This window comes from Pseudomonas sp. ASL8 (genome assembly GCF_056680355.1).
In genome coordinates, this window is sequence record NZ_CM155278.1 from 2,220,857 (window position 1) to 2,242,765 (window position 21,909).

The 21,909-nt window shown below is 60.8% G+C and carries 24 protein-coding genes; 14 read left to right on the top strand and 10 right to left on the bottom strand.

Annotation, left to right across the window (positions count from 1 at the left end; genetic code table 11):
• Positions 1 to 101: 101 nt before the first annotated feature.
• Positions 102 to 4,424 carry a DEAD/DEAH box helicase gene (locus AC1MEA_RS10080; protein ID WP_480917628.1) on the bottom strand — a complete coding sequence of 1,441 codons (4,323 nt, stop codon included), beginning with the start codon at positions 4,422 to 4,424 and terminating at the stop codon, positions 102 to 104.
• A 200-nt stretch (positions 4,425 to 4,624) separates the two neighbouring features.
• On the opposite strand from AC1MEA_RS10080, the gene AC1MEA_RS10085 reads away from it, so the two are divergent.
• Both AC1MEA_RS10085 and AC1MEA_RS10090 read left to right on the top strand, forming a co-directional pair.
• Positions 4,625 to 5,509 (top strand): sugar nucleotide-binding protein, encoded by an 885-nt coding sequence (locus AC1MEA_RS10085; RefSeq protein ID WP_480917629.1) that lies wholly within the window; start codon positions 4,625 to 4,627, stop codon positions 5,507 to 5,509.
• Entirely contained in the window at positions 5,502 to 6,431 is a 930-nt protein-coding gene (locus tag AC1MEA_RS10090; protein ID WP_480917631.1) for an NAD-dependent epimerase/dehydratase family protein, read from the top strand. The genes AC1MEA_RS10085 and AC1MEA_RS10090 overlap by 8 nt, the downstream gene beginning before the upstream one ends.
• 62 nt (positions 6,432 to 6,493) lie before the next feature.
• Here AC1MEA_RS10090 and AC1MEA_RS10095 read toward each other — a convergent pair whose 3' ends face one another.
• The 5 genes from AC1MEA_RS10095 to AC1MEA_RS10115 form a co-directional block, all read right to left on the bottom strand.
• Complete coding sequence (locus AC1MEA_RS10095) at positions 6,494 to 7,177, bottom strand: OmpW/AlkL family protein (RefSeq protein WP_480917633.1); 684 nt, start codon at positions 7,175 to 7,177, stop codon at positions 6,494 to 6,496.
• Positions 7,178 to 7,281: 104 nt separating this feature from the next.
• Complete coding sequence (locus AC1MEA_RS10100; protein WP_219062755.1) at positions 7,282 to 7,833, bottom strand: DUF3299 domain-containing protein; 552 nt, start codon at positions 7,831 to 7,833, stop codon at positions 7,282 to 7,284.
• Positions 7,830 to 9,095: an ABC transporter permease gene (locus AC1MEA_RS10105; protein ID WP_449635099.1), complete on the bottom strand. Its 1,266-nt coding sequence runs from the start codon at positions 9,093 to 9,095 to the stop codon at positions 7,830 to 7,832. The genes AC1MEA_RS10100 and AC1MEA_RS10105 overlap by 4 nt, the downstream gene beginning before the upstream one ends.
• 1 nt (position 9,096) lies before the next feature.
• Positions 9,097 to 9,807 carry an ABC transporter ATP-binding protein gene (locus AC1MEA_RS10110; RefSeq protein ID WP_219062753.1) on the bottom strand — a complete coding sequence of 237 codons (711 nt, stop codon included), beginning with the start codon at positions 9,805 to 9,807 and terminating at the stop codon, positions 9,097 to 9,099.
• A 24-nt stretch (positions 9,808 to 9,831) separates the two neighbouring features.
• Positions 9,832 to 10,431, bottom strand: coding sequence for a DUF2796 domain-containing protein (locus tag AC1MEA_RS10115; RefSeq protein ID WP_480917635.1), 600 nt, complete (start codon positions 10,429 to 10,431; stop codon positions 9,832 to 9,834).
• A gap of 239 nt (positions 10,432 to 10,670) precedes the next feature.
• Between AC1MEA_RS10115 and AC1MEA_RS10120 the strand changes: the two genes are divergently transcribed.
• Positions 10,671 to 11,012, top strand: coding sequence for a hypothetical protein (locus AC1MEA_RS10120; protein ID WP_480917637.1), 342 nt, complete (start codon positions 10,671 to 10,673; stop codon positions 11,010 to 11,012).
• Here AC1MEA_RS10120 and trxA read toward each other — a convergent pair.
• The 3 genes from trxA to AC1MEA_RS10135 all read right to left on the bottom strand — a co-directional run bounded on the left by trxA (position 11,009) and on the right by AC1MEA_RS10135 (position 13,060).
• Positions 11,009 to 11,881, bottom strand: a complete 873-nt coding sequence (gene trxA / locus AC1MEA_RS10125) for a thioredoxin (protein ID WP_480917639.1) — start codon at positions 11,879 to 11,881, stop codon at positions 11,009 to 11,011. The two genes, AC1MEA_RS10120 and trxA, sit on opposite strands and share 4 nt — an antisense overlap.
• A 70-nt stretch (positions 11,882 to 11,951) precedes the next feature.
• Positions 11,952 to 12,614: a class I SAM-dependent methyltransferase gene (locus tag AC1MEA_RS10130; protein WP_480917640.1), complete on the bottom strand. Its 663-nt coding sequence runs from the start codon at positions 12,612 to 12,614 to the stop codon at positions 11,952 to 11,954.
• Positions 12,611 to 13,060, bottom strand: a complete 450-nt coding sequence (locus tag AC1MEA_RS10135) for a hypothetical protein (protein ID WP_480917641.1) — start codon at positions 13,058 to 13,060, stop codon at positions 12,611 to 12,613. Before AC1MEA_RS10135 ends, AC1MEA_RS10130 begins: the two co-directional genes overlap by 4 nt.
• 228 nt (positions 13,061 to 13,288) lie before the next feature.
• Here AC1MEA_RS10135 and nrdR point away from each other — a divergent pair, with 228 nt between their 5' ends.
• The 11 genes from nrdR to AC1MEA_RS10190 all read left to right on the top strand — a co-directional run bounded on the left by nrdR (position 13,289) and on the right by AC1MEA_RS10190 (position 21,347).
• Entirely contained in the window at positions 13,289 to 13,753 is a 465-nt protein-coding gene (gene nrdR, locus AC1MEA_RS10140; RefSeq protein ID WP_219062745.1) for a transcriptional regulator NrdR, read from the top strand.
• A 41-nt stretch (positions 13,754 to 13,794) separates the two neighbouring features.
• A complete protein-coding gene (gene ribD / locus AC1MEA_RS10145; protein ID WP_480918122.1) occupies positions 13,795 to 14,895 on the top strand; it encodes a bifunctional diaminohydroxyphosphoribosylaminopyrimidine deaminase/5-amino-6-(5-phosphoribosylamino)uracil reductase RibD in 1,101 nt (366 codons plus the stop codon).
• A gap of 46 nt (positions 14,896 to 14,941) precedes the next feature.
• A complete protein-coding gene (locus AC1MEA_RS10150; RefSeq protein ID WP_219062743.1) occupies positions 14,942 to 15,610 on the top strand; it encodes a riboflavin synthase in 669 nt (222 codons plus the stop codon).
• A gap of 18 nt (positions 15,611 to 15,628) precedes the next feature.
• On the top strand, positions 15,629 to 16,720 hold the full coding sequence (gene ribBA, locus AC1MEA_RS10155; RefSeq protein WP_219062742.1) for a bifunctional 3,4-dihydroxy-2-butanone-4-phosphate synthase/GTP cyclohydrolase II: 1,092 nt from the start codon (positions 15,629 to 15,631) through the stop codon (positions 16,718 to 16,720).
• A 132-nt stretch (positions 16,721 to 16,852) separates the two neighbouring features.
• Positions 16,853 to 17,329, top strand: a complete 477-nt coding sequence (gene ribH / locus AC1MEA_RS10160; RefSeq protein ID WP_219062741.1) for a 6,7-dimethyl-8-ribityllumazine synthase — start codon at positions 16,853 to 16,855, stop codon at positions 17,327 to 17,329.
• Positions 17,326 to 17,823: a transcription antitermination factor NusB gene (nusB, locus tag AC1MEA_RS10165; RefSeq protein ID WP_322182278.1), complete on the top strand. Its 498-nt coding sequence runs from the start codon at positions 17,326 to 17,328 to the stop codon at positions 17,821 to 17,823. The genes ribH and nusB overlap by 4 nt, the downstream gene beginning before the upstream one ends.
• 72 nt (positions 17,824 to 17,895) lie before the next feature.
• On the top strand, positions 17,896 to 18,861 hold the full coding sequence (gene thiL / locus AC1MEA_RS10170) for a thiamine-phosphate kinase (RefSeq protein WP_480917642.1): 966 nt from the start codon (positions 17,896 to 17,898) through the stop codon (positions 18,859 to 18,861).
• On the top strand, positions 18,858 to 19,361 hold the full coding sequence (locus AC1MEA_RS10175) for a phosphatidylglycerophosphatase A family protein (protein WP_219062736.1): 504 nt from the start codon (positions 18,858 to 18,860) through the stop codon (positions 19,359 to 19,361). The genes thiL and AC1MEA_RS10175 overlap by 4 nt, the downstream gene beginning before the upstream one ends.
• Positions 19,362 to 19,501: 140 nt before the next feature.
• Positions 19,502 to 20,119, top strand: a complete 618-nt coding sequence (gene ribA / locus AC1MEA_RS10180; protein WP_219062734.1) for a GTP cyclohydrolase II — start codon at positions 19,502 to 19,504, stop codon at positions 20,117 to 20,119.
• Positions 20,116 to 20,535 (top strand): MFS transporter, encoded by a 420-nt coding sequence (locus tag AC1MEA_RS10185; RefSeq protein WP_219062732.1) that lies wholly within the window; start codon positions 20,116 to 20,118, stop codon positions 20,533 to 20,535. The genes ribA and AC1MEA_RS10185 overlap by 4 nt, the downstream gene beginning before the upstream one ends.
• Positions 20,535 to 21,347 (top strand): cobalamin-binding protein, encoded by an 813-nt coding sequence (locus tag AC1MEA_RS10190; RefSeq protein ID WP_480917643.1) that lies wholly within the window; start codon positions 20,535 to 20,537, stop codon positions 21,345 to 21,347. Before AC1MEA_RS10185 ends, AC1MEA_RS10190 begins: the two co-directional genes overlap by 1 nt.
• A gap of 128 nt (positions 21,348 to 21,475) precedes the next feature.
• On the opposite strand, the gene AC1MEA_RS10195 is transcribed toward AC1MEA_RS10190, so the two are convergent.
• Entirely contained in the window at positions 21,476 to 21,862 is a 387-nt protein-coding gene (locus AC1MEA_RS10195; RefSeq protein ID WP_480917644.1) for a hypothetical protein, read from the bottom strand.
• Between the last annotated feature and the right edge of the window lie 47 nt (positions 21,863 to 21,909).

Genomic DNA, 21,909 nt, shown 5'->3' on the forward strand with positions numbered 1-21,909 from the left:
GGACCTTCCCGTGGGGGTGAACTGACCCATTTTGCCAGCGCTTCGCACTGGATCGCAGGCAAGCCTGCTCCTACAGTTGATCTGCGCAGGGAGCCAAGAAGTCAGTGCAGCAACCGATCCTTCACCTGTGCAATAGCCAGCGCATCCAGCTCCAGCCAGTACTGTGGCTTGCCAGAAATGATCGCCGCTGCCGGAATGCCATCGCGGTAGATCAGGCGGTTACCGGCCAGCGCCGGGACTTTGCTGCCGGGTAACAGTGTGCCGACCAGATTCAATGGGTCGGCACCGCACAGGCTGATCAGGCTGCCGTCGAGTGGGCGCTTGCGGATTTCCCTTAGCAGCGGAATGGCTTCAGGCAAGGCGAACTGCTCGCCCGCCAGGCCGCTGACAAATCGCCCCCCTCGAATCTCGCCACGCGCTTCCAGTCGATGGAAGGTGCGCAAGAGTTCGCGCCAGCTGGGCAGCCAATCGGCCTCGCGCTCCAGCAAACGCCAGAACACCACGCCGTATCGGCGCAGCAACGTCATGGCGATATGTTCCAGAGTCGGCGCGGCAGTCTGCTGCGGTCGAGGGGCGTCACTGGGTGCTGGCGCAGGTGAGCGACGGAGCAAGGCCCAGCGACCGGCATCGTCCATGCCTCCAATAAACGCGCCACGGTTACGGCGGCTGGTGTGTGCAGAGCGTTTGCTGGCGGGCGTGATCAAGGCGCGCAGGCCGGCAAAGCTGTCGGCGTTCACCAGCCCGGCACCGACTAACTCCTGTAATGCGGTTTCCAGTTCGGTGCGCAGCAGATGGGCTTCGTGCAGCAGTTCATCGAAGAACAACGCGCCATGACTGACCAATCCCGCGTGGACTTTCTGCGCTCGCAGGGATAGCGCTGAAGGCGATGGCTGCTCGGTCAGCTCACTCCACAGGTTTACCTGGCTTCGGGGCAGCAGCACGACAGGCGTACTGCGCAACGCCGCAGCGCCGGTTTTATTGCGCGGCGCCAATCGCGTCCATACCACTTTGCCCGAGCGGCACAAATCGTCGAGCCAGGTCAGCGAATAGTCCTTGAGTCGGGCCGGAAGAATGTCACTGTCCCAGGCGCTGGCGGCCGCCGAATAGCCTTCCAGCTGATTCACGATCTCGGGCAATGCGGCTTTTCCCTGGCTGCGGGTAGTGCTGGACAGGTGCTGCCAGTCGAATAAAAAGCGCATGAAATCCTGTAGCGACACCGGTTCGATTTCCCGGCGCAAGCGTTTGACGGTGTAGCGATGGATGCGCGCCAGCAGATGGCGTTCGCACCATTGATCGTCGGTTGCGCCGGGGCTGAATCGCCCGCGCAGGACGTACCCTTCGCCTTCCAGTCGAGCCAGCGCCTGTGCCACGTTGGCGATGGGCAAAGCCAGGGGCTCAGCGATCTCGTGCAGCGGTAATGGGCCGAAGCCACCGAGGCGCGCGCGGATGATTTCCAGCGTGGCCTCGTCTTCGTTCCAGTGGTCATCGAAACCGGGCAGCGCCTGCAACGATGGGTGCATTTCGGCCTGTGGATAAACCGCGCGCAGGCACGTCAAGCGTTCCAGGGTCAGCCACAAGGCGTGCTCGGGGCTGATCTGCAGGCGTGTTGCGCGCCCGGAAGTTGCCAGGGTTTCCAGCCACGCCAGCCACTGAGGATGTTGACGCGCTTCGGCGCCGCTGATGCAACTCAGGCTCATCAACGCCTCGTGCATCTCATCGATGTTTTGCGGCTGCGGCCATGCTTCCTCACACACTGCAACAATCGCGTCAGCGTCCAGTGCGCCCAAGTCATCGGTTGATTGCGGGTCGCTCCAGCGCCGATTGAGCACCGCCTGCGTGCGGCGCTCCTCCAAGGGCGCATCGTCAAGAAAGGCGTAAGGTCGCGCACTGAGAATTTCCGCCGCGAGGGGCGAGGGCGCAGGGAGGTCGCGGCTGATCAAACGCACCTGGCCCCGTTCCATGCGCCGCAGGAGCGCCAGCCAGCCCTCGCAGTCCATGGCCTCGTGCAGGCAGTCGTCGAGGGTTTGTTCGATCAGCGGGTGATCGGGGATTTCACGTTCACCGACCACATTCTCCAGGCATGCGATCTGGTCGGGGAACACGGTCGCGATCAGGTCTTCACTTTTCATCCGCTGTATTTGCGGCGCGACCTTACGTCCTCCGACGTAGCGCGGCAGGGCCAGGGCGACACTGGCATTCCAGCGCCAACGGACGCCAAACAATGGAGCATCGAGTACGGCCTGGACCAACAGATGCTCGGCGCTGTTGGCGTTCAGATAACGCCAGACCTCATCCAGCTCGAAGCTGTGGCTGGTCGATAGCGACAGCACGATAGCGTCCTCACTGGCGGCGGCTTGCAGCTCGAAATTGAAGGTGCGGCAAAACCGTTTGCGCAACGCCAGGCCCCACGCGCGATTGACGCGGCTGCCGAACGGCGTGTGGATAATCAGTTGCGTGCCGCCGGACTCATCGAAGAAACGCTCCATGATCAGGGTGTCTTGCGACGGTAAGGCGCCCAACGCCAAGCGGGCTCGGGCCAGGTAATCCACCACTTGCCCGGCGCTGGCCAGATCGAGTCCGAGGGTGTCGATCAGCCAGTCGATGCAGGGCTGTAGATCGCCGGGGCTGGCGCTGAGCAGTTCATCAATCTGCGCGTGCAGGCGCGCCACGGCAAACGACAGCTCGGCACTGCGTCCCGGCGCTTCACCGAGCCAGAACGGGATGTTCGGTGGCTGGCCCTGCGCATCCTCGACCCGCACCCGACCGGTTTCAATGCGCAAAATGCGGTATGAGGTATTGCCCAGTTGGAAGATGTCGCCGGCGATGCTTTCCACGGCAAAGTCTTCGTTCACCGTGCCGATGTTCAGGACTTGCGGTTCCAGTATGACGCTGTAATCGGCGTTGTCCGGGATCGTGCCGCCGCTGGTGATAGCGGTCAGTTTGCTGCCACGTCGCCCGCGCAGGGTGCGGGTCAATGCGTCGCGGTGCAGGTAGGCACTGCGTACGCCCTGACGGCCGCTGTAACCTTCGGCGAGCATACGCAGCAGCGCCTGATAATGCTCGTCATCGAGAGTGGCGTAGGGCGAGGCCCTGCGGATCATATCCAGCAGGGCTTGCTCCTGCCATTCCTGGCAACTGACTTCGGCGATGATCTGCTGCGCCAACACATCCAGTGGCGCGTGGGGGATGATCACGGTGTCGAGTTCGCCACGTCGCACGCAATCGAGCAGCGCGGTGCATTCGATCAAGTCGTCGCGTGATGTGGCGAACAAGCGGCCTTTTGGCGTGCCGCCGACCTGGTGCCCGGAGCGGCCGACCCGTTGCAGGAATCCCGAGATGGAGCGTGGCGAGGCGATCTGGCAGACCAGATCGACGTCACCGATGTCGATGCCCAACTCCAGTGACGCAGTGGCAATCAGCACCTGCAAATCGCCCCGCTTGAGGCGTTGTTCGGCGTCCAGTCGATGTTCTTTCGCCATGCTCCCGTGATGCGCGGCGACGGCGTGTTTGCTGAGGCGCTCACTCAAGTGCCGGGCCATGCGCTCGGCCATGCGCCGGGTGTTGACGAAAATCAGCGTGGTCCGATGCTCGCGGGTCAGTTGCGCCAGGCGGTCATACACCAACTCCCAGACATCGTTGGCCATGACCGCGCCCAGTGGCACGGGCGGCACCTCGATCCCTAAATCACGTGGGCGGGCGTGACCGATATCGACAATCGCGCAGGGCCGTTTGACGGGATCGCTGCCCACCAGAAAGCGTGAAATGCGCTCGATGGGTTTTTGCGTGGCGGACAGGCCGATGCGCAGCAACGGCTCCGGGCACAGCGCCTGCAATCGCTCCAGGCTCAACACCAGATGACTGCCGCGCTTGCTTGAGGCAATCGCATGGATTTCATCGACGATCACTGTGCGGGTGCTGGCGAGCATGCGCCGACCTGAGTCCGAACCGAGCAACACATACAGGGATTCGGGGGTGGTCACCAGAATATGCGGTGCGGTCTTGCGCATCGCCGTGCGTTCTTTTTGATGCGTATCACCGGTACGCACGGCCGTGGTGATGCGCAGTTCGGGCAGGCCCATGCGCGCCAATTGTTCGGTGATGCCGATCAGTGGATTTTGCAGGTTGATCTGGATGTCATTGGACAACGCCTTGAGCGGCGACACGTAGACCACAAACGTCTGGTCCGGCAGCTCGCCGCCATGCTCCAGGCCCTGATGAACCAGATCGTCGAGTACCGCAAGGAAGGCGGTCAGGGTTTTGCCGGAACCGGTGGGCGCGGCGATCAAGGTCGAACGCCGCGCCTTGATCAGCGGCCACGCCTGCGCCTGAGCAGCCGTCACCGCCGGGAATGTGCTGTGAAACCAGGCACTGACGGCGGGGTGGAACGCGCCCAGAACCGGGTCCGGAAGGCTGAGAAGAGTCATCAGTGATTTATGCGGGCGGCGTGATCAAGATGCAAGAGGGCGCGGGATTGGCCCGATCTGCGGGATCACCTGTCGGGGGCGGTGCGCCTGCAAACCCCGGCAGGCCTTGCGCCTCTTGGGGGATAGGTTCCAACGTGTTATGTTTGCAGACGTTTTTTGACTCTTTTTGAACTGATTCTGACACCGAGCCTGCTGACTCTATGCGAATGCGCCTTATGCTATTGGGCGGCGGGAATGCCCTCGGGCAGGCGCTGATTCGTCTGGGTGCCGAGGAAGACATTGGTTTCCTCGCGCCACGTCCACCGGAAGCCGGTTGGGACGCTGCGAGCCTGACGCAACTGCTCGACGACACCCGCCCCGATGCCTTGATCAATCTTGCTTACTACTTCGACTGGTTTCAGGCGGAGACAGTGAGCGAGCCGCGTCTGGCTGGCCAGGAACGCTCTATCGAGCGCCTTGCCGAACTGTGCCAACACCACAATATCGTGCTGTTGCAACCGTCCAGCTATCGGGTATTCGATGGCTCGCGAGCGACCGCCTACAGCGAAAAAGACGAACCGATACCGTTGGGTCAGCGCGGTCAGGCATTGTGGCGCATCGAACAAAGCGTGCGCGCGACCTGCCCGCAGCATGTGCTGCTGCGTTTTGGTTGGCTGCTCGATGACAGCCGGGATGGTGTGCTCGGGCGTTTCCTTGCACGGGCTGAATCGACTGAAGAAATACCGATGGCCGATGACCGTCGCGGTAATCCGACACCGGTCGATGATGCGGCGCGGGTGATTATTTCCGTGCTCAAACAACTCGATTGTGCGGCGCCGCTGTGGGGCACCTATCACTACGCGGGCCACGAAGCGACCACGCCACTGGCGTTGGGGCAGGCGATCCTGACCGAGGCGAGATTGTTGCACCCACTGGCCATCGAAGCCCCGACCGCGCGAGCCCATGCCGCCAGCCCCGATGCCAGCGAAGAGCCGCAACACGGGGTGCTGGCCTGCAAGAAAATTCTCCATACCTTTGGCATCAAGCCTCGTGCTTGGCGTGCCGGTCTGCCAAGCCTACTGGATCGTTATTATCGTCATGGTTGATGCACCTGTCTTAGTCACCGGCGGCGCCGGCTTCATTGGCTCGCACCTGATTGATGCCCTGCTTGAGAGGGGTTATACGGTGCGCGTTCTGGACGACCTGTCCACCGGCAAACGCAGTAACCTGCCGCTGGATAATCCACGCGTCGAATTGATCGAAGGCGATGTCGCCGATGCGGCATTGGTCGCGCGCGCTGCCATCGGCTGCCAGGCTGTTGCGCACCTGGCGGCGGTGGCATCGGTGCAAGCGTCAGTGGACGACCCGGTGCGCACGCATCAAAGTAACTTTGTCGGCACCCTGAACGTTTGCGAGGCCATGCGGCAGGCAGGGATCAAACGTGTGTTGTTCGCCTCCAGTGCTGCTGTTTACGGCAACAACGGTGAAGGTGAGTCAATCCTCGAAGACACGCCCAAGGCACCTTTGACCCCCTATGCGGCGGACAAGCTGTCGAGCGAGTACTACCTGGATTTCTACCGCCGCCAGCATGGTCTGGAACCGGTGGTGTTCCGTTTTTTCAATATCTTTGGTCCGCGTCAGGATCCGTCTTCGCCGTATTCCGGGGTGATCAGCATTTTTTGCGAACGTGCCGAGAAAGGGCTGCCGATCGCGATTTTCGGCGACGGTGAACAGACCCGGGATTTTGTCTACGTTGGCGATCTGGCGTCGATATTGGTGCAGGCGCTGGAACTGCCTGCTGTTGAGGTTGGCGCAATCAACGTCGGCCTTAATCAGGCCACCACCTTGAATCAACTGCTGATGGCTTTGTCTCAGGTGGTGGGGGACTTGCCTGCGATCAGTTACCTGCCGGCGCGCTCAGGTGATATCCGTCATTCACGGGCCAACAATCAACGCTTGCTCGAACGCTTCAAGTTCCCTGAGCCAACGCCACTGAGCGTCGGTCTGGCGCGTTTGCTCGGGCGTTAATTCAGCCGACGCAAAAAAGGCACCGCGAAGGTGCCTTTTTTATACGTGCCTTTTGGGGCGCGTTAGAACTTGTAGCCGATACCCACCATGTAAACCCATGGATCAACATCAACATTGACCTTGGTGCGGCCTACGCCGAGGGCAGTCGGGCCGTCCATGGTTGCTTTAGTGTCGATATCGATATACCAGACCGATGCGTTAAGCATCATCCGGTCTGTCAGCATGTAGTCCATGCCCACTTGCCCGGCCAAACCGAAGGAGTCCTTCAGCTTGAGGTTGCTGAAGCCTTCGCTTTTGCGTGTGCTGTCCAGGTCTTCATTGAAGAACATGGTGTAGTTCAAGCCGATGCCCGCGTAAGGCTGGAACTTGGACGAGGACTCCATCGGGTAGTACTGCAACGACAAAGTGGGTGGCAGTTGTTTGATGTCGCCAAGCTTGCCATCCAGTGCCGGGCCGAGGCCCTTGACTGCAACGGTGTGATTGAACGGCGTTGCCGCCAGCAGCTCGATACCGATGTGGTTGGTGATCATGTAAGCCACTGCGAGACCCAGTTGGGTATCGCTGTCCAGGGTCGCTTTCGTGCCCGAAACTTTGGCACCATCAAGCTTCAGGTTGCCGCTGTCTTCATTAGGGGCAACGGTTGCCGCACCCGCACGGACGATGATGTCACCGGCTTCGTGGGCGTGGACGAGAGGTGCGCTGAGCGCTAGCGCGAACAGGGACGCGCTGAGCAGTGACTTGTGCATGATTGCTCCATTAGACATTAGTTGTGGCGATGGCTAATGATAGGGGGCGTCTGGATTAGGCCTTTTGACCCAGCGCAATGAAATTGCCATGAGACTAAAAAATATCAGGACTCAGGCAACTCATAGACGTAAATCTTGTCTGCCTCCATTTTGTAGCCTGCATCGGCCAGTTCGCTGGTGGAGGCTTCGACCTTCATCGTGCCTTCGATCCAGTAAGGCTGATACAACTCATCGAGTTTTACGCCGACCTTACTGGTGACATGGACGATCTGATTCGAGGGCGGTGGCGGTACGTGGATGCAGGCGCCGAAGTAGGGCACCAGCAAAAACTCGGTGGCCCGACCCTCTTCGCTGACTTCCAGTGGCACGATATAACCGGGCAACCTGATCTGTTGACCGTCCAGTGATTTGACCACGGGGGCGGACGGCGATTGCTGCTTTGCAGCCGGCGCGGCTTCGGCAGACAACGCATCGGCCATGCCGGACAAGTTATGGATCGGCGCCGTTTGTGGGGCGATCACCGGGGCGTCCGGCGGAATCATCTGCGCCCAGGTCAAGTCCTTCGGCGGCGCAGCCAAGAGTGGCGTCGTGACCAGTAAGGGCGCGATCAGCAGCAACAGCGTAAGCAGCGGGCGCGACATGATGGGTGTCCTCATAAACGAATCGACAGGCCGTCAGCCAACGATTGGCGATACGCGCGCCAGGCTGGCACGGTGCCCATCAGCAGCGCGGCGCAGAGAATACCACCGAGCAGGGTCCACTCGTATTCGCTGGGCAGCGACAGCGGCAAGAACAGGCCGTAACTGGATTGCACGTAACCCTGGGCCCCTGCGATGCCGACGTACAGCAGGACCAGGCCGCTGACCACGCCCGCCAAGGCCAGGGCGAAGGCTTCGAGTATCAACAAGCTGGCGATATGCCAAGGGCGAGCGCCCACGGATCGCAGGATCGCCATTTCGCGCCTTCTTTCATTGAGGCTGGTCAGGATTGCGGTAAGCATCCCGATCAACCCGGTCAGTACCACGAACAGCGAAATCACGAACAGCGCTTTTTCGGCGGTGCCCATCAGGCTCCAGAGCTCTTGCAGGGCTACGCCGGGCAGAATCGCCAGCATCGGTTCACCCCGGAACTCATTGATATCGCGCTGCACGGCGAAGGTCGAAATTTTGTTGTTGAGGCCAAGCATGAATGCCGTGATCGCTGTCGGCGTCAGGTCCATGTTGCGTGCCTGATCAGCGCTGACGCGCCCGGCTCCATGAGCCGGTACACCGTTGTGCCAGTCGACATGAATCGCTTCCATGCCGCCGAGGCTAATGTGCAGCGTGCGGTCCACTGGCGTGCCGGTGCGTTTGAGTATCCCGACCACGGTGAATGGCTTGTCGTCGTGCTTGACCAGACTGACGACCGCGACCCCGTGAGCCAGTACCAGCTTATCGCCCAACTTGTACTTCAAGGCGTCAGCAACTTCGGCGCCCAGCACCACTTCGAAAGGGTCAGTGGCAAATGGACGACCGTCGGCCAGCTCCAGATGTTGCTGGCGGCCGAACTGGTAGTGCTCGAAATAGGATTCGTTGGTGCCCATGACACGGTAGCCACGATGGGAGTCGCCGAGGGAAATCGGGATCGCCCACTTCACATGAGGGTCGTTGGCGAAATGCTCGAAGCTGTCCCAGCGGATATTGTTGGTGGCGTTGCCGATGCGGAACACCGAATACAGCAGCAGGTTGACCGAGCCAGACCGGGCGCCGACGATCAGGTCGGTGCCACTGATGGTGCTGGCAAAACTGGCGCGGGCTTCAGTGCGCACGCGTTCGACGGCCAGCAACAAACAGACCGACAGGGCGATGGCGAATGCAGTGAGAAAGGCGGTGAATCGGCGGTTAGCCAGACTGGCCATGGCTAGGCGAAACAAATACATCTCAGACCTCTGCGGCGATGGCGGCGCGATTGAGTTCGGACAGCGACAGGTTACGGTCGAACAGCGGCGCCAGGCTTTGGTCATGGCTGACGAACAACAGGCTGGCCCCGGCGTCGCGGCACTCGGCGAACAGCAGGCGAATAAACGCCTCGCGGGCATCGGCGTCCAGTGCGGACGTTGGCTCGTCGGCGATCACCAATTCCGGTTGGCCAATCAGTGCCCGGGCCGCAGCGACCCGTTGTTGCTGGCCGATGGACAACGAGTCTGCGCGGCGACTCAGCAGCGCCGGGTCTTTCAAACCCAAATGCGCGAGCAGCGTTGCGGCGGCCTGATCGACACTGCCATGACGCTGGGTCGCGCGCGCGGTGCGCAACTTGGAGAAGCGGCAGGGCAGCTCGACGTTTTCACGCACCGACAGGAACGGCAGCAGGTTGAACTGCTGAAAAATATACCCGGTGTGATCGACCCGGAAACGGTCGCGACCTCCGGCTGACAGCTGTGTCAGCTCCTGACCCAGCAGGCGAATGCTGCCTCGGTTGGGTTTTTGCACGCCGCCCAACAGCCCCAATAGAGTGGTTTTGCCACTGCCACTGGGGCCTTTCAGGAACAAGGTCTCACCCGGCTCCAGACGAAATGCAGGGATATCCAGCAACGGTGCGTGACCGGGCCAGGAAAAGCCAAGATCGGACAGCTCGATAAGTGCTTGGGTCATTTGAGGCGTGTTCACCGGGGGTTATCAGAACTTCAGCGTGGCGTTTTCTGGCGTTGCTTCAACACCCTGCTGACCACTCGGGGCGATCAGTTGTACCTGAATTTTATGGGTAGCGGGGAAGGTCTTGAAGAGTTGCGTCAGGTCGAGTTTCTTCAGTGCGGACGGTGTGTCGCACACGAATTGGTAATGCGCATGGATCTCGCTGTGCTCGTGATGGTGCTCTTCACCTTCGCCCTTGGCGTGATCATCATGGTCTGCATGGTCGCCGTCATGATCGTCGGCATCCGGTTTGTCGCCGAACAACGGGCTTTCCAGTTTTTGTGCCAGCACTGCGCACTTGGCCGCCAACGGCAGATTGAACAGCGCCTGCGACTTCAGCAACAGCTCGCGGGCCTCGGCGACCTTGGCCTTGTCTGCATCGGTGCTGGCGGGATGTTCGAAGCCAACGATGTTCATCGAAGGGCTACGCAGCTCGAATTCCAGCGTCTTGCTGTCGAGCACTACATCCAGCTGCGCGACGCCGTGCTCGTGAGCGCCGAGACTGGCATGCTCCTTTTCTTCGGCGGCATGAGCAATGGCCAGTGGAAGCAGGGCAAAAGGCAGGGCGAGCAGCAGGCGGCGCATAAAGAATCTCCGGGCACGGCATGGATGTGGGAAAGTGTTATGTGATCTTATAACATTTGTTGCTTCGTGACACACCGAGTTTTCCATGCGGCGCGTGGGGACGCCCGGTCTTTGCCCGCGATCGATCGCGCAGCGGTCGCAAAAGAAGCTGGATTCACCTTCGTCGGAAAGTCCTTCGGCCTTTATCGCAGGCACGCCAACTCCTACACTGGGTGTTCACTGAAAAAGGTAACGAGATCATGTTGCGTATCCGTGGAACCCTCGGCGAGTGGCCGGTGGACTTGACCCTGGAATTGGATGACGGCGACTGGGCCCGGTTGGGTGCGCAATTGCAGACGACGAAACCTGCGACTGAGCAGGCCGCTGCGCAGCCCGTCAATCAGGACGACGCTGTCTGGCAAGTCGCCAAAGAATTACTGCGCAAGGCCGGGCAAATGAGCGGGCCGGATTTGCTCAACCAGTTGGAAGGCCTGACGGGCAGCACGGCAGCGGGAAAACGCCTGATGGTGCGCATGCGTCACAGTGCCGAGGTCAACGTCGTGAGCGGCACAGATGCACCGCTCTATAGCTGGGTCAGTTAATACAACGCAGCAAACAGCTTGCGACGGTAAGTGGTGACCAGCGGGTGATCGTTGCCCAGCAGGTCGAATACCTGAAGCAAGGTTTTGTGCGCCAGGCCTTCGGCGTAGTTGCGGTTGCGGATGAACAGCTTCAACAGGCCATCCAGTGCCGCATCGTATTGCTGGCGTGACAGTTGCTGAATCGCCAGTTGATAAGCGGCTTCATCGTCCTGAGGATTCTGCGCCAGGCGGGTTTTCAGGTCGGCGACGTCGGGCAGTTCGGCGGCTTCGCGCAGGAAGGTCAGTTGTGCACGCGCGCCAGCGAGCTCGGCTTTATGGGCGTCACCTTTGACCGCCTCGAGCACACTCTGCGCTTCTCCCAGTTCGCCGCGTTCGGCCAGGCAGCGTGCGTACAGAATCAGCGCCAGCGCGTTAGTGTTGTCTTCGCTCAGCAAGGCTACGAGCACCGCCTCGGCGTCAGCGATCCGGCCTTCGGCAAACAGCGTTTGCGCCTGTTCCAACGGATCGGCAGCGGCGGGTGGCGGCATTTGCACATGCGGTTCCAGGATCGCGCGAATAGCCGACTCTGGCTGCGCACCGGAAAAGCCGTCTACCGGCTGGCCGTCCTTGAACAGCACCACGGTTGGTAGGCTGCGGATGCCGAAGCGGGCGACGATGTCTTGCTCGGCGTCGCAATCGACCTTGGCCAGCAGCAACTCGCCCTGGTAACCCTCGGTGATTTGCTTGAGGACCGGCATCATCGCTTTGCACGGCGCGCACCATTCAGCCCAAAAATCCACCAGCACCGGCGTGAGGAATGACTTCTGGATAACCAGTTGGTCGAAGTCGGCGCTGGTGGCGTCGAAGATGTACGGGGTGTCCTGGCTCATCGCTAGTCTCGGAAGTCGTTCAATGGCGGCAACTATAAAGGTCGCGGCGTTTTGTCGAAAGCGGTGTGCGTCAGGCCGGGTCGCGGCACGCGTGATAAAGGCTGACGTTACGAAACTCCGCAGGCTCTGCCAGATCGGGCAGGGTGTGGGCTTCAAGCATCGCTAATCGGAGATAAGCCGGGTGCTGGAAGTCGCGCACCCGCGAGTCGGCAACCAATGCCTGGCGGCCACGACTGAGGAATTGATCCAGTAATGGCAGGTTGGCGCGGTCATACAGCACGTCGGCGACCAGGATCAGGTCGAAGCGGTCGGTCTCGGCGAAGAAATCTGCCGAGTAACTCAGTTGCACCTCATTCAGCCGGGCATTGGCCTGGCACGCGGCGAGGGCCAGCGGGTCCAGGTCGCAGGCCACCACCTCCAGCGCGCCGGCTTTCACTGCTGCAATCGCTGCTACGCCAGAACCTGAGCCGAAATCCAGGACGCGTTTGCCCGCCACCCACTGCGGTTGTTCGGCGAGAAAGCGGGCCAATGCCAGACCGCTGGCCCAGCAGAAACTCCAGTACGGCGGTTCTTCAAGAATGCGCCGGGTTTCTTCCGGGCTGAAGGCGCGATCCATGTTGTCGGCATCAATCAGCCAGAGTTTCAAAGCGGTGCCCGGCAACTCGGTGGCAACCAGCTGCGCGTCGCCGAGCAGTTCGCTCAGCGCCCGTTGCAGGTCATGCGGAGGTGTCATGGCGCCGGTACGAACTGCAACGGGCCCATCGCCTGGGTGGAGGCTTCATTGATACGTACCGAGGGCAGGTGCAGGGTCAACTGACCGGACTGACTGGCACGGCCGCGCAGTTCGACGCGCGCACCCGCCGGAAAGGATTCCGGGTTGAAGCGCAGCTGGAACGGCAGGGACTGGTTGTTGCCGAGCAGCTTGGTGCTGGCCAGCAGGCGTTGCGGGCGGCTGCGCTCATCGATTAACAGCAGCGCCAGCTCGACTTCCGCGCCAGCCGGTACACCGAGCAGTTGACCACTCAGTTCCCGTTGATAAGGCAGCAAGGGGCCAAGGCTGGCAGGGATTTTAATCACTTGCGTCGCTTGTGATTTGGCCGCGACAGGTTTGGGTGGCTCGCTGCTACAGGCGACCAGCAGGCCGACAAGACTGAGCAAAACAAGCGGTCGTAGCGACATGAACAGCTCCAACAAAACAGAAAAAATCAGGGGGCGGCCGAGGCGCGTCGTGCAGTATTGCCCAGCCGTATAAATTTCACACCGCCTGCCGCGCGACTATATACCGCAAACCTTAAGTATTGTCTTGCCAGCGGGATGCGCCAGAGGAAAGCCGCAATTAGTTGCAGCGCTGGAAATAAATGACGACTCGCCCTACCATGAGCCTCCCTTTTTTTGTTGCCTGCCACCATGCACTGTCCCTTTTGCGGTGCCAACGACACCAAGGTCATCGACTCGCGCCTCGTCGCCGAGGGCGAACAAGTGCGTCGCCGTCGCGAATGCCTGGCCTGCGGTGAGCGTTTCACCACCTTCGAAACCGCCGAACTGGTGCTGCCACGTCTGATTAAACAAGACGGCAGTCGTCAGCCCTTCGACGAAGAAAAACTGCGAGCGGGCATGCAGCGAGCGCTGGAAAAGCGCCCGGTCAGTGTCGAACGTCTGGAAGCCGCATTGGCGCGGATCAAGCACAAGCTGCGGGCAACCGGTGAGCGCGAGGTGAAATCGCTGGTGGTCGGTGAGCTGGTGATGGGTGAGCTGCAGAAGCTCGACGAAGTGGCGTACATCCGCTTTGCCTCGGTTTACCGGCGCTTCCAGGACCTCAATGAGTTCCGCGAAGAAATCGACCGTCTGGCCCGCGAACCGGTGAAAGAGTGAGCCTGCCATCGACTGAGCAGAGCGCTCTGGACCAGCATTACATGGCGCGCGCGCTGGAATTGGCGCGCAAAGGCATTTACTCCGCGCACCCGAACCCTCGCGTGGGTTGCGTGATTGTGCGCGATGGACAGATCGTCGGCGAGGGCTGGCACGTTCGCGCCGGTGAGCCGCACGCCGAAGTGCATGCGCTGCGACAGGCGGGCGACAAGGCCCGCGACGCCACCGCTTACGTCACCCTCGAACCTTGCAGCCATCAGGGGCGGACTCCGCCGTGTGCCGATGCACTGGTCAATGCCGGGGTCGCGCGCGTGGTTGCGGCCATGCAGGACCCCAATCCTGAAGTTGCGGGCAAAGGCCTGCTGCGGTTGATGGCGGCGGGGATCTCCGTGCAGAGCGGCGTGCTCGAAGGCGAAGCCCGCGTGCTGAACAAAGGTTTCTTGAAACGCATGGAACACGGCCTGCCTTACGTGCGGGTCAAGATGGCGATGAGCCTCGACGGGCGCACGGCGATGGCCAGCGGCGAAAGCCAATGGATCACCGGCCCTGCCGCGCGTTCAGCGGTGCAGCGCTTGCGTGCGCAATCAAGTGTGGTGCTGACCGGCGCCGACACGGTGTTGGCAGACGGCGCGCGCCTGACGGTGCGCCCGGATGAGCTGGGCCTGGGGGCCGAACTGACTGCGCTGGCCGTCACCCGGCCGCCGCTGCGGGTGTTGATCGACGGGCGCTTGCGCGTACCCCTCGACGCGCCATTCTTTCAGGCCGGCAACACGCTCGTCGTAACCTGCGCGGCGGCTGAGGCGCGTGAGCGTTATCACGATCAAGGCCATGAAATGCTGGCGTTGGCCAACAGCGGTGGGCATGTTGATTTGCGCAAGCTGATGCACGAACTGGCCGCCCGTGGCGTCAATGAAGTGTTGGTCGAAGCAGGTCCCCGATTGGCCGGCGCGTTCACGCGGCTGGGGTTGGTCGATGAGTATCAGATTTTTATCGCGGGCAAGTTCCTCGGTTCAACGGCTCGGCCGCTGCTTGATCTGCCGTTGGCGCAGATGAGTGAGGCGCCAGCGTTGAAAATCGTTGAAATGCGCGCAGTGGGTGATGATTGGCGAGTGATTGCCATCCCCGTGACCGCTGGCAGCGTATAATTTCCGGCCATCGCACAGCGCTGGCCTTGTTCTCGTGGAGGACCACATGTTTACCGGCATTATTGAATCGATCGGCAGCATCCGCGCTCTGACCCCCAAAGGCGGGGATATCCGCGTTTATGTGGCCACTGGCAAGCTTGATCTCAGCGACGTCAAACTCGGCGACAGTATTGCGGTGAACGGCGTCTGCCTGACCGCCGTCGAGTTGCCCGGCGACGGTTTCTGGGCCGATGTCAGCCGCGAAACGCTCGATTGCACCGCTTTCGTCGATCTGAAGACCGGCAGCCCGGTCAATCTGGAGAAAGCCCTGACACCGACCACGCGTCTGGGTGGTCACCTGGTCAGCGGACATGTCGACGGTGTCGGCGAAGTTCTGTCCCGCGAAGAAAATGCGCGCGCTATCCAGTTCCGTATCCGCGCACCGCGTGAGTTGGCCAAGTACATTTCGCACAAAGGCTCGATCACCGTCGACGGCACCAGCCTGACGGTGAATGCGGTCAATGGCGCTGAGTTTGAACTGACGATTGTCCCGCACACCCTGGCTGAAACGATCATGGCCGAGTACCGGCCGGGTCGTAAGGTCAACCTTGAAGTGGACTTGCTGGCGCGTTATCTGGAACGTCTGTTGCTGGGAGACAAGGCCGCAGAGCCGAGCCACTCATCAGGCGGCATCACCGAAAGCTTTCTAGCCGCCAATGGCTACCTCAAATCCTGAACCGAAAGGGGGTGCCTTGTGGCGCTCAACAGCATTGAAGAACTGGTTGAAGACATCCGCCTGGGCAAGATGGTCATCCTCATGGATGACGAAGACCGTGAGAACGAAGGCGACCTGATCATGGCCGCCGAGTGCTGCAAAGCCGAGCACATCAACTTCATGGCCAAGCACGCCCGTGGCCTGATCTGCATGCCGATGAGCCGTGAACGCTGCGAAATCCTCAAGCTGCCGTTGATGTCGCCGCGTAATAACTCCGGTTTTGGCACCAAGTTCACCGTCTCCATCGAAGCCGCTACCGGCGTTACCACCGGTATCTCCGCCGCCGACCGTGCCCGCACGGTGCAGGCCGCTGCCGCCAAGGATGCCACCGCCGAGGATATCGTCAGCCCGGGTCATATTTTCCCGCTGATGGCTCAGGCCGGTGGCACCCTCGCGCGTGCCGGCCACACCGAGGCTGCCTGCGACCTGGCGCGCATGGCCGGTTTCGAACCGAGCGGCGTGATCTGCGAAGTGATGAACGACGACGGCACCATGTCCCGTCGCGCCGAACTCGAAACCTTTGCTGCCGAACACGGGATCAAGATCGGTACCATCGCCGACCTGATTCACTACCGGATGATCCACGAACGTACCGTTCAGCGGATTGCCGAGCAGCCTTTGGACAGCGAACTGGGCCAGTTCAATCTGGTGACCTACCGCGATTCGGTCGAAGGTGACGTGCACATGGCGCTGACCCTGGGCAACATCTGCGCCGAAGAGCCAACCCTGGTTCGCGTGCACAACATGGACCCGCTGCGCGACCTGCTGATGGTCAAGCAGCCCGGCCGCTGGAGCCTTCGGGCTGCGATGGTCGCGGTCGCCGAGGCGGGCAGTGGCGTGGTGCTGTTGCTGGGTCACCCGCTCAATGGTGACGTCTTGCTCGCGCATATTCGTGACACTGCCGAAAACGTGCCGGTGAAAACCCCGACCACGTACAGCATCGTTGGTGCCGGTTCGCAGATTCTTCGTGACCTGGGCGTGCGTAAAATGCGCCTGATGAGTTCGCCAATGAAGTTCAATGCGATATCCGGTTTCGATCTGGAAGTTGTAGAATACGTGCCCTCCGAATAAAGACCGGTTGGGCAGTGTGTGAAAACCTGATGGCTTTCACGCTTTCTGCCCGACAGTCTGCAATTGGTGGCCTAAAATCCCTCAAAGCGCGCCGATCGGGCGTGCTTGCTCTTTAAGACGAGACTCACCCGAATGACCCTGAAGACCATCGAAGGTACCTTCATCGCTCCCCAAGGCCGCTACGCCCTGGTGGTTGGCCGTTTCAACAGCTTCGTCGTCGAAAGCCTGGTGAGCGGTGCCGTTGATGCACTGGTTCGCCATGGCGTGAGCGAAAGCGACATCACCATCATCCGCGCGCCGGGTGCCTTCGAAATTCCGCTGGTAGTGCAAAAAGTTGCCCAACGCAGCGAATACGTCGCGATCATCGCCCTGGGCGCTGTGATCCGTGGCGGTACGCCGCACTTCGAGTACGTGGCGGGCGAATGCGTCAAAGGCCTGTCTCAGGTTTCCATGGAGTTCGGTGTGCCGGTATGTTTCGGCGTGTTGACGGTTGACACCATCGAGCAAGCCATCGAGCGTTCCGGCACCAAGGCCGGTAACAAAGGCGCCGAAGCTGCGCTGTGCGCGATCGAAATGGTCAGCCTGCTTTCTCAGCTGGAGGCCAAATGATTTCCGACGAAAGCGACCAGTTCAACCCGCGGGACGAAAAAGATCCTGCAGTCGCCAAGAGCAAAAGCGCCAAGCGTCGCGAAGCGCGTCAGCTGGCGACTCAGGCCCTGTATCAGTGGCACATGGCTGGTCATTCGATCAATGAAATCGAGGCGCAGTTTCGCGTCGATAACGATTTCACCAATGTCGATGCCACGTACTTCAGTGAGTTGCTGCACGGTGTACCGTCCAACAAGACCGAGATCGATACTGCCCTCGTGCCTTGCCTGGACATCACCCTTGAAGAGCTCGACCCGGTTGAACTGGCGATTTTGCGTCTGTCCACCTATGAGCTGCTCAAGCGCGTCGACGTGCCCTATCGTGTTGTGATCAACGAAGGCATCGAGCTGGCGAAAGTCTACGGCTCCACTGACGGCCACAAATTCGTCAATGGCGTACTGGACAAACTGGCTCCTCGCTTGCGCGAAGCCGAAGTGAAGGCTTACAAGCGCTAAGAGGCTCTGGATGAGAAGTGCCTGAGCATCGCTTGGTACCTTTCTATTCCAGATCCCCGGCGCCTGCATCCTATGGGTGAGTTCGAGCTGATCCGCAATTTTTTCGCCGCTGCGCCGTGTGCGCAGACGGGTGAGGGAGTCGTATTGGGGATCGGCGACGACTGCGCCTTGCTGGCTGTGCCGCCCGGCGAACAGCTGGCGATTTCTACTGACACCCTGGTTGCCGGGGTGCACTTCCCCGACGCCTGCGATCCCTTTCTGCTGGGGCAGCGTGCCCTCGCGGTGGCTGCCAGCGATCTGGCCGCCATGGGCGCAACCCCACTGGCATTCACCCTCGCCCTGACATTGCCCGACGTCGATCCTGACTGGCTGCAAGCCTTTGCGCACGGTCTGAACCTGATGGCGCAGAGCTGCTCGCTGAGCCTGGTGGGTGGCGACACCACCCGTGGGCCATTGAGCCTGACCATGACTGTGTTCGGACGCGTTCCTGCGGGTCAGGCGCTGACCCGCAGTGGCGCTCGACCGGGTGATCTATTGTGTGTCGGTGGCCCATTGGGCGATGCGGCGGGTGCTTTGCCATTGGTGTTGAACCAGCGCAGTGCCGAGGCCTCTATCGCTCACGCGTTGCTGGCGCAATACTGGTCGCCGCAGCCACAGTTGGCGCTGGGTCTGGCCTTACGGGGCAAGGCCACGGCGGCGCTGGATATTTCCGATGGGTTATTGGCCGATTGTGGGCATATCGCTTTGGCCTCTGGTGTGCGTGTGGTGGTCGAGCGCGATGCGTTGCCGCTGTCAGCCCCGCTCACGACGTTTCTCGGGCTGGAGGCGGCTCGGGACGCGGCGCTTGGCGGGGGCGATGATTATGTCCTGGCGTTCACGCTGCCAGCGTCGCAACTGGCCGGGTTGCTCGCCGCCGGATTCTCGGTGCATGTGGTCGGTCGGGTCGTGGCGGGGCAGGGTGTGGTCTTGATCGATGGCGATGGGCAGGACGTCACTCCGTCGACACGGGGCTATCAACATTTTAGGGAGACTCCGTGACAGATCATCCAAAACAGGTCCCTGCGGATCAAGTCCCACCCTCGGTGTGGACCAATCCCTGGCACTTTCTGGCGTTCGGTTTCGGCTCCGGCACGCTGCCCAAGGCGCCCGGTACCTGGGGCTCCCTGGTCGCACTGCCGTTCATTCCTCTGTGGCAGATGCTGCCCGATTGGGGCTATTGGCTGATGCTCGGCATCACCATGCTGTTCGGCTTCTGGCTGTGCGGCAAGGTCGCCGATGACCTGCGTGTGCACGACCACGAAGGCATCGTCTGGGACGAAATGGTCGGGATGTGGATAACCCTTTGGCTGGTACCGGAAGGATGGTACTGGTTGTTGGCGGGTTTTTTGATGTTCCGCTTCTTCGACATCCTCAAGCCGTGGCCGATTCGCTGGATCGATCAAAACGTACACGGCGGCGTGGGAATCATGCTCGACGATGTGCTGGCCGGCGTTTTTGCCTGGCTGGGGATGCAGGGTCTCATGTGGGCATTCGCTTAAACGTGTCAGGCGTCTGCGGGTGACTGATCAAGTCTATCGATCTTGATAGGTGATAATTCAGCCTAAGCGTCTGTCAGAACCTGCTGTTACAATGCTGCCTCTGCGAATCTCCAGTCCTCAATATGATCAGGAGCACAACGGTGCCCGTCGTCTTTGTTGCCGCTTCCAAGCTGCCCACACCTTTTGCGCAATTTACCATGCACGGTTTTCTCGAGCAGGCGACCGGGCGTGAGCACCTCGTACTCAGCCTCGGTGACGTGGCTGATGGCGAGCCAGTTCTGGGCCGATTGCATTCCGAATGCCTGACCGGTGATGCCCTGTTCAGCCAGCGCTGCGACTGCGGCTCGCAACTGGAAGCCGCGTTGCGTGCCATCGCTGCTGAAGGCCGTGGTGTATTGCTGTACCTGCGACAGGAAGGCCGGGGCATTGGTTTGCTGAACAAAATCCGCGCTTATGAATTGCAGGACGGCGGCGCCGACACCGTTGAAGCCAACGAACGTCTGGGCTTCGCCGCCGATCAGCGTGATTACGCGATCTGCCTGCCGATGCTCGAACACATGGGCGTCAAATCCCTGCGCTTGATGACGAACAACCCGCGTAAGGTCAAAGCCTTGACCGACATGGGGATTACCGTTGCCGAGCGCGTGCCGCTGCACACCGGGCATAACCCGCACAACAAAGTGTACCTGGCGACCAAGGCCGGCAAGCTCGGTCACATGATGGGCAACGAGCATCTGGACGAGGTTGATCGCGCGTGACGCGCAGTAATGTGCGTCGTCGGCTGGCGCTTGCCTGGTGGTGGCAGCTGTTCCTGACGCTGGCGCCGCTGGTGGTGGTCAACGGGTTTTTCGGCCGCAACGAAGCCATTATTCCAGTATTGGCAATGCCGATTTTCATTGCCGGCATCGCATCGATGTTTGTCAGCTTGCGCTTCTTTGGCGCCTACAAGCGCGCCTTGATCGCGACAGAAAAATCCCTGAATAGCCCTGAAGAGCCTGCTGCCTGGATCGAGCTCGCCGCCCGTCGACGCAGCGCGTTTCTTGCTGCCGGCCTGCCTGCGTGGATCTCCGCCTTGGCGGTATTCGTCGGGCTGGAGGCGGTGCCGTTGTTCCTGCTGGCGTTTTCCAGCGTGGTGCTGCTGTACCTCTATCGCATCCCCCGCCAATTGGGCTGATGAACCGGCTCTTCGCTTGCCTGCTGCTGGCGTTCGTCAGTCCGGCACAGGCTGTCGAACGGGTAGTCAGCCTCGCACCATCCCTCACTGAAATCGTTGTCGAACTGGGCGCAAGCGACCTGCTGGTCGGCGTGCTCGATGGCGGCGAACGCCCGGCCGAGGTGGCTGGGCTGCCGTCAGTCGGTCGCTACGGCCAACTGGAAATGGAGCGTCTGCTCAGCCTCAAGCCTGATTTGCTGTTGCTCTGGCCCGGCAGTGTCGGGGTTGCCCAGCGCACGCAATTAAAGCACCTGGGTATCCCGACCTATACCGTCGAACCGCAAAGTCTCGACCAGTTGGCGGCTCAGTTTGAGCACGTCGCGGCGCAGTTGGGGCGCGCGGAAGCCGGACAACGAATGGCTCAGGTGTTCAGCACCCGGTTGAACACCCTGCGTCAGCGTTACCGGCGAGAGGTGCCGTTGCGGGTGTTCTACCAAGTGTGGGATCGCCCGCTGTACACCGTTGGCGGCGGGCAGATCATCAGCGATGCGCTGAAGGTGTGCGGGGGTGAAAACGTATTCGCCGACCTGCCGCTGGCGGCGCCGCAAGTCAGCCTGGAGTCGGTGCTGCAACGCAATCCCGATGTCATCCTGGCAAGCAGCACCGCTCAGCTCGATGCCTGGCGCGTATGGCCCCAGGTCGCGGCCGTTGCTCATGGGCAACTGTTGCAGATTCTGGACAACGGTCTGGAGCGGCCGAGCGGGCAAATGCTCGATGCCATCGAAAAACTTTGCGAAAGCATGGCGCTCTACACTAACGGAACCAAGCGCTGATCCCCGTAGGCGATCCCGTCCCGTTTTTGTGCCGCAATCGTTGTTGTAGGTTGCTAGCCCAACCCGTGCCGCGATCTCGACTCGATTAAGCGAGCCCGGCGCCGGTGAACAACCATGTACCCGAAGTGTTAAACAAGACCGAATTTGGCTACCGCTGCGAGCCCACACATCACCAATAGCAGTACCCAGCCGGTCCGATGCAAAATGATCAGTTTGCGTTTAAGGTCGGCAGGAAAGTTCTTTAGATCCTCCGCGCAAGCCCCTCCATCGCGGAGATAGAGACGAGGCGTGGTCATTAGCCCCATTATTGCACCCTGCACAAACAATCTCCCTGAAGGGCCTCCATCCTTAAAGGGGGCTCGAATCATAACAGCGGGGCAGTGTTTCAAATGGGCTAACATCAGATCCATCTTGGTGTACGCGAGATGCAGCGCAATGCCAATCCAAACGAAGATACCTCCAAAATCGATTAAACCGAGACAGAGGAAGACTTTGTCAGCGGTACTCACGCTCATTGAGCAACCTCGTAAATTACTTTGCATCCCTTCCCGAGGGCAAGCTG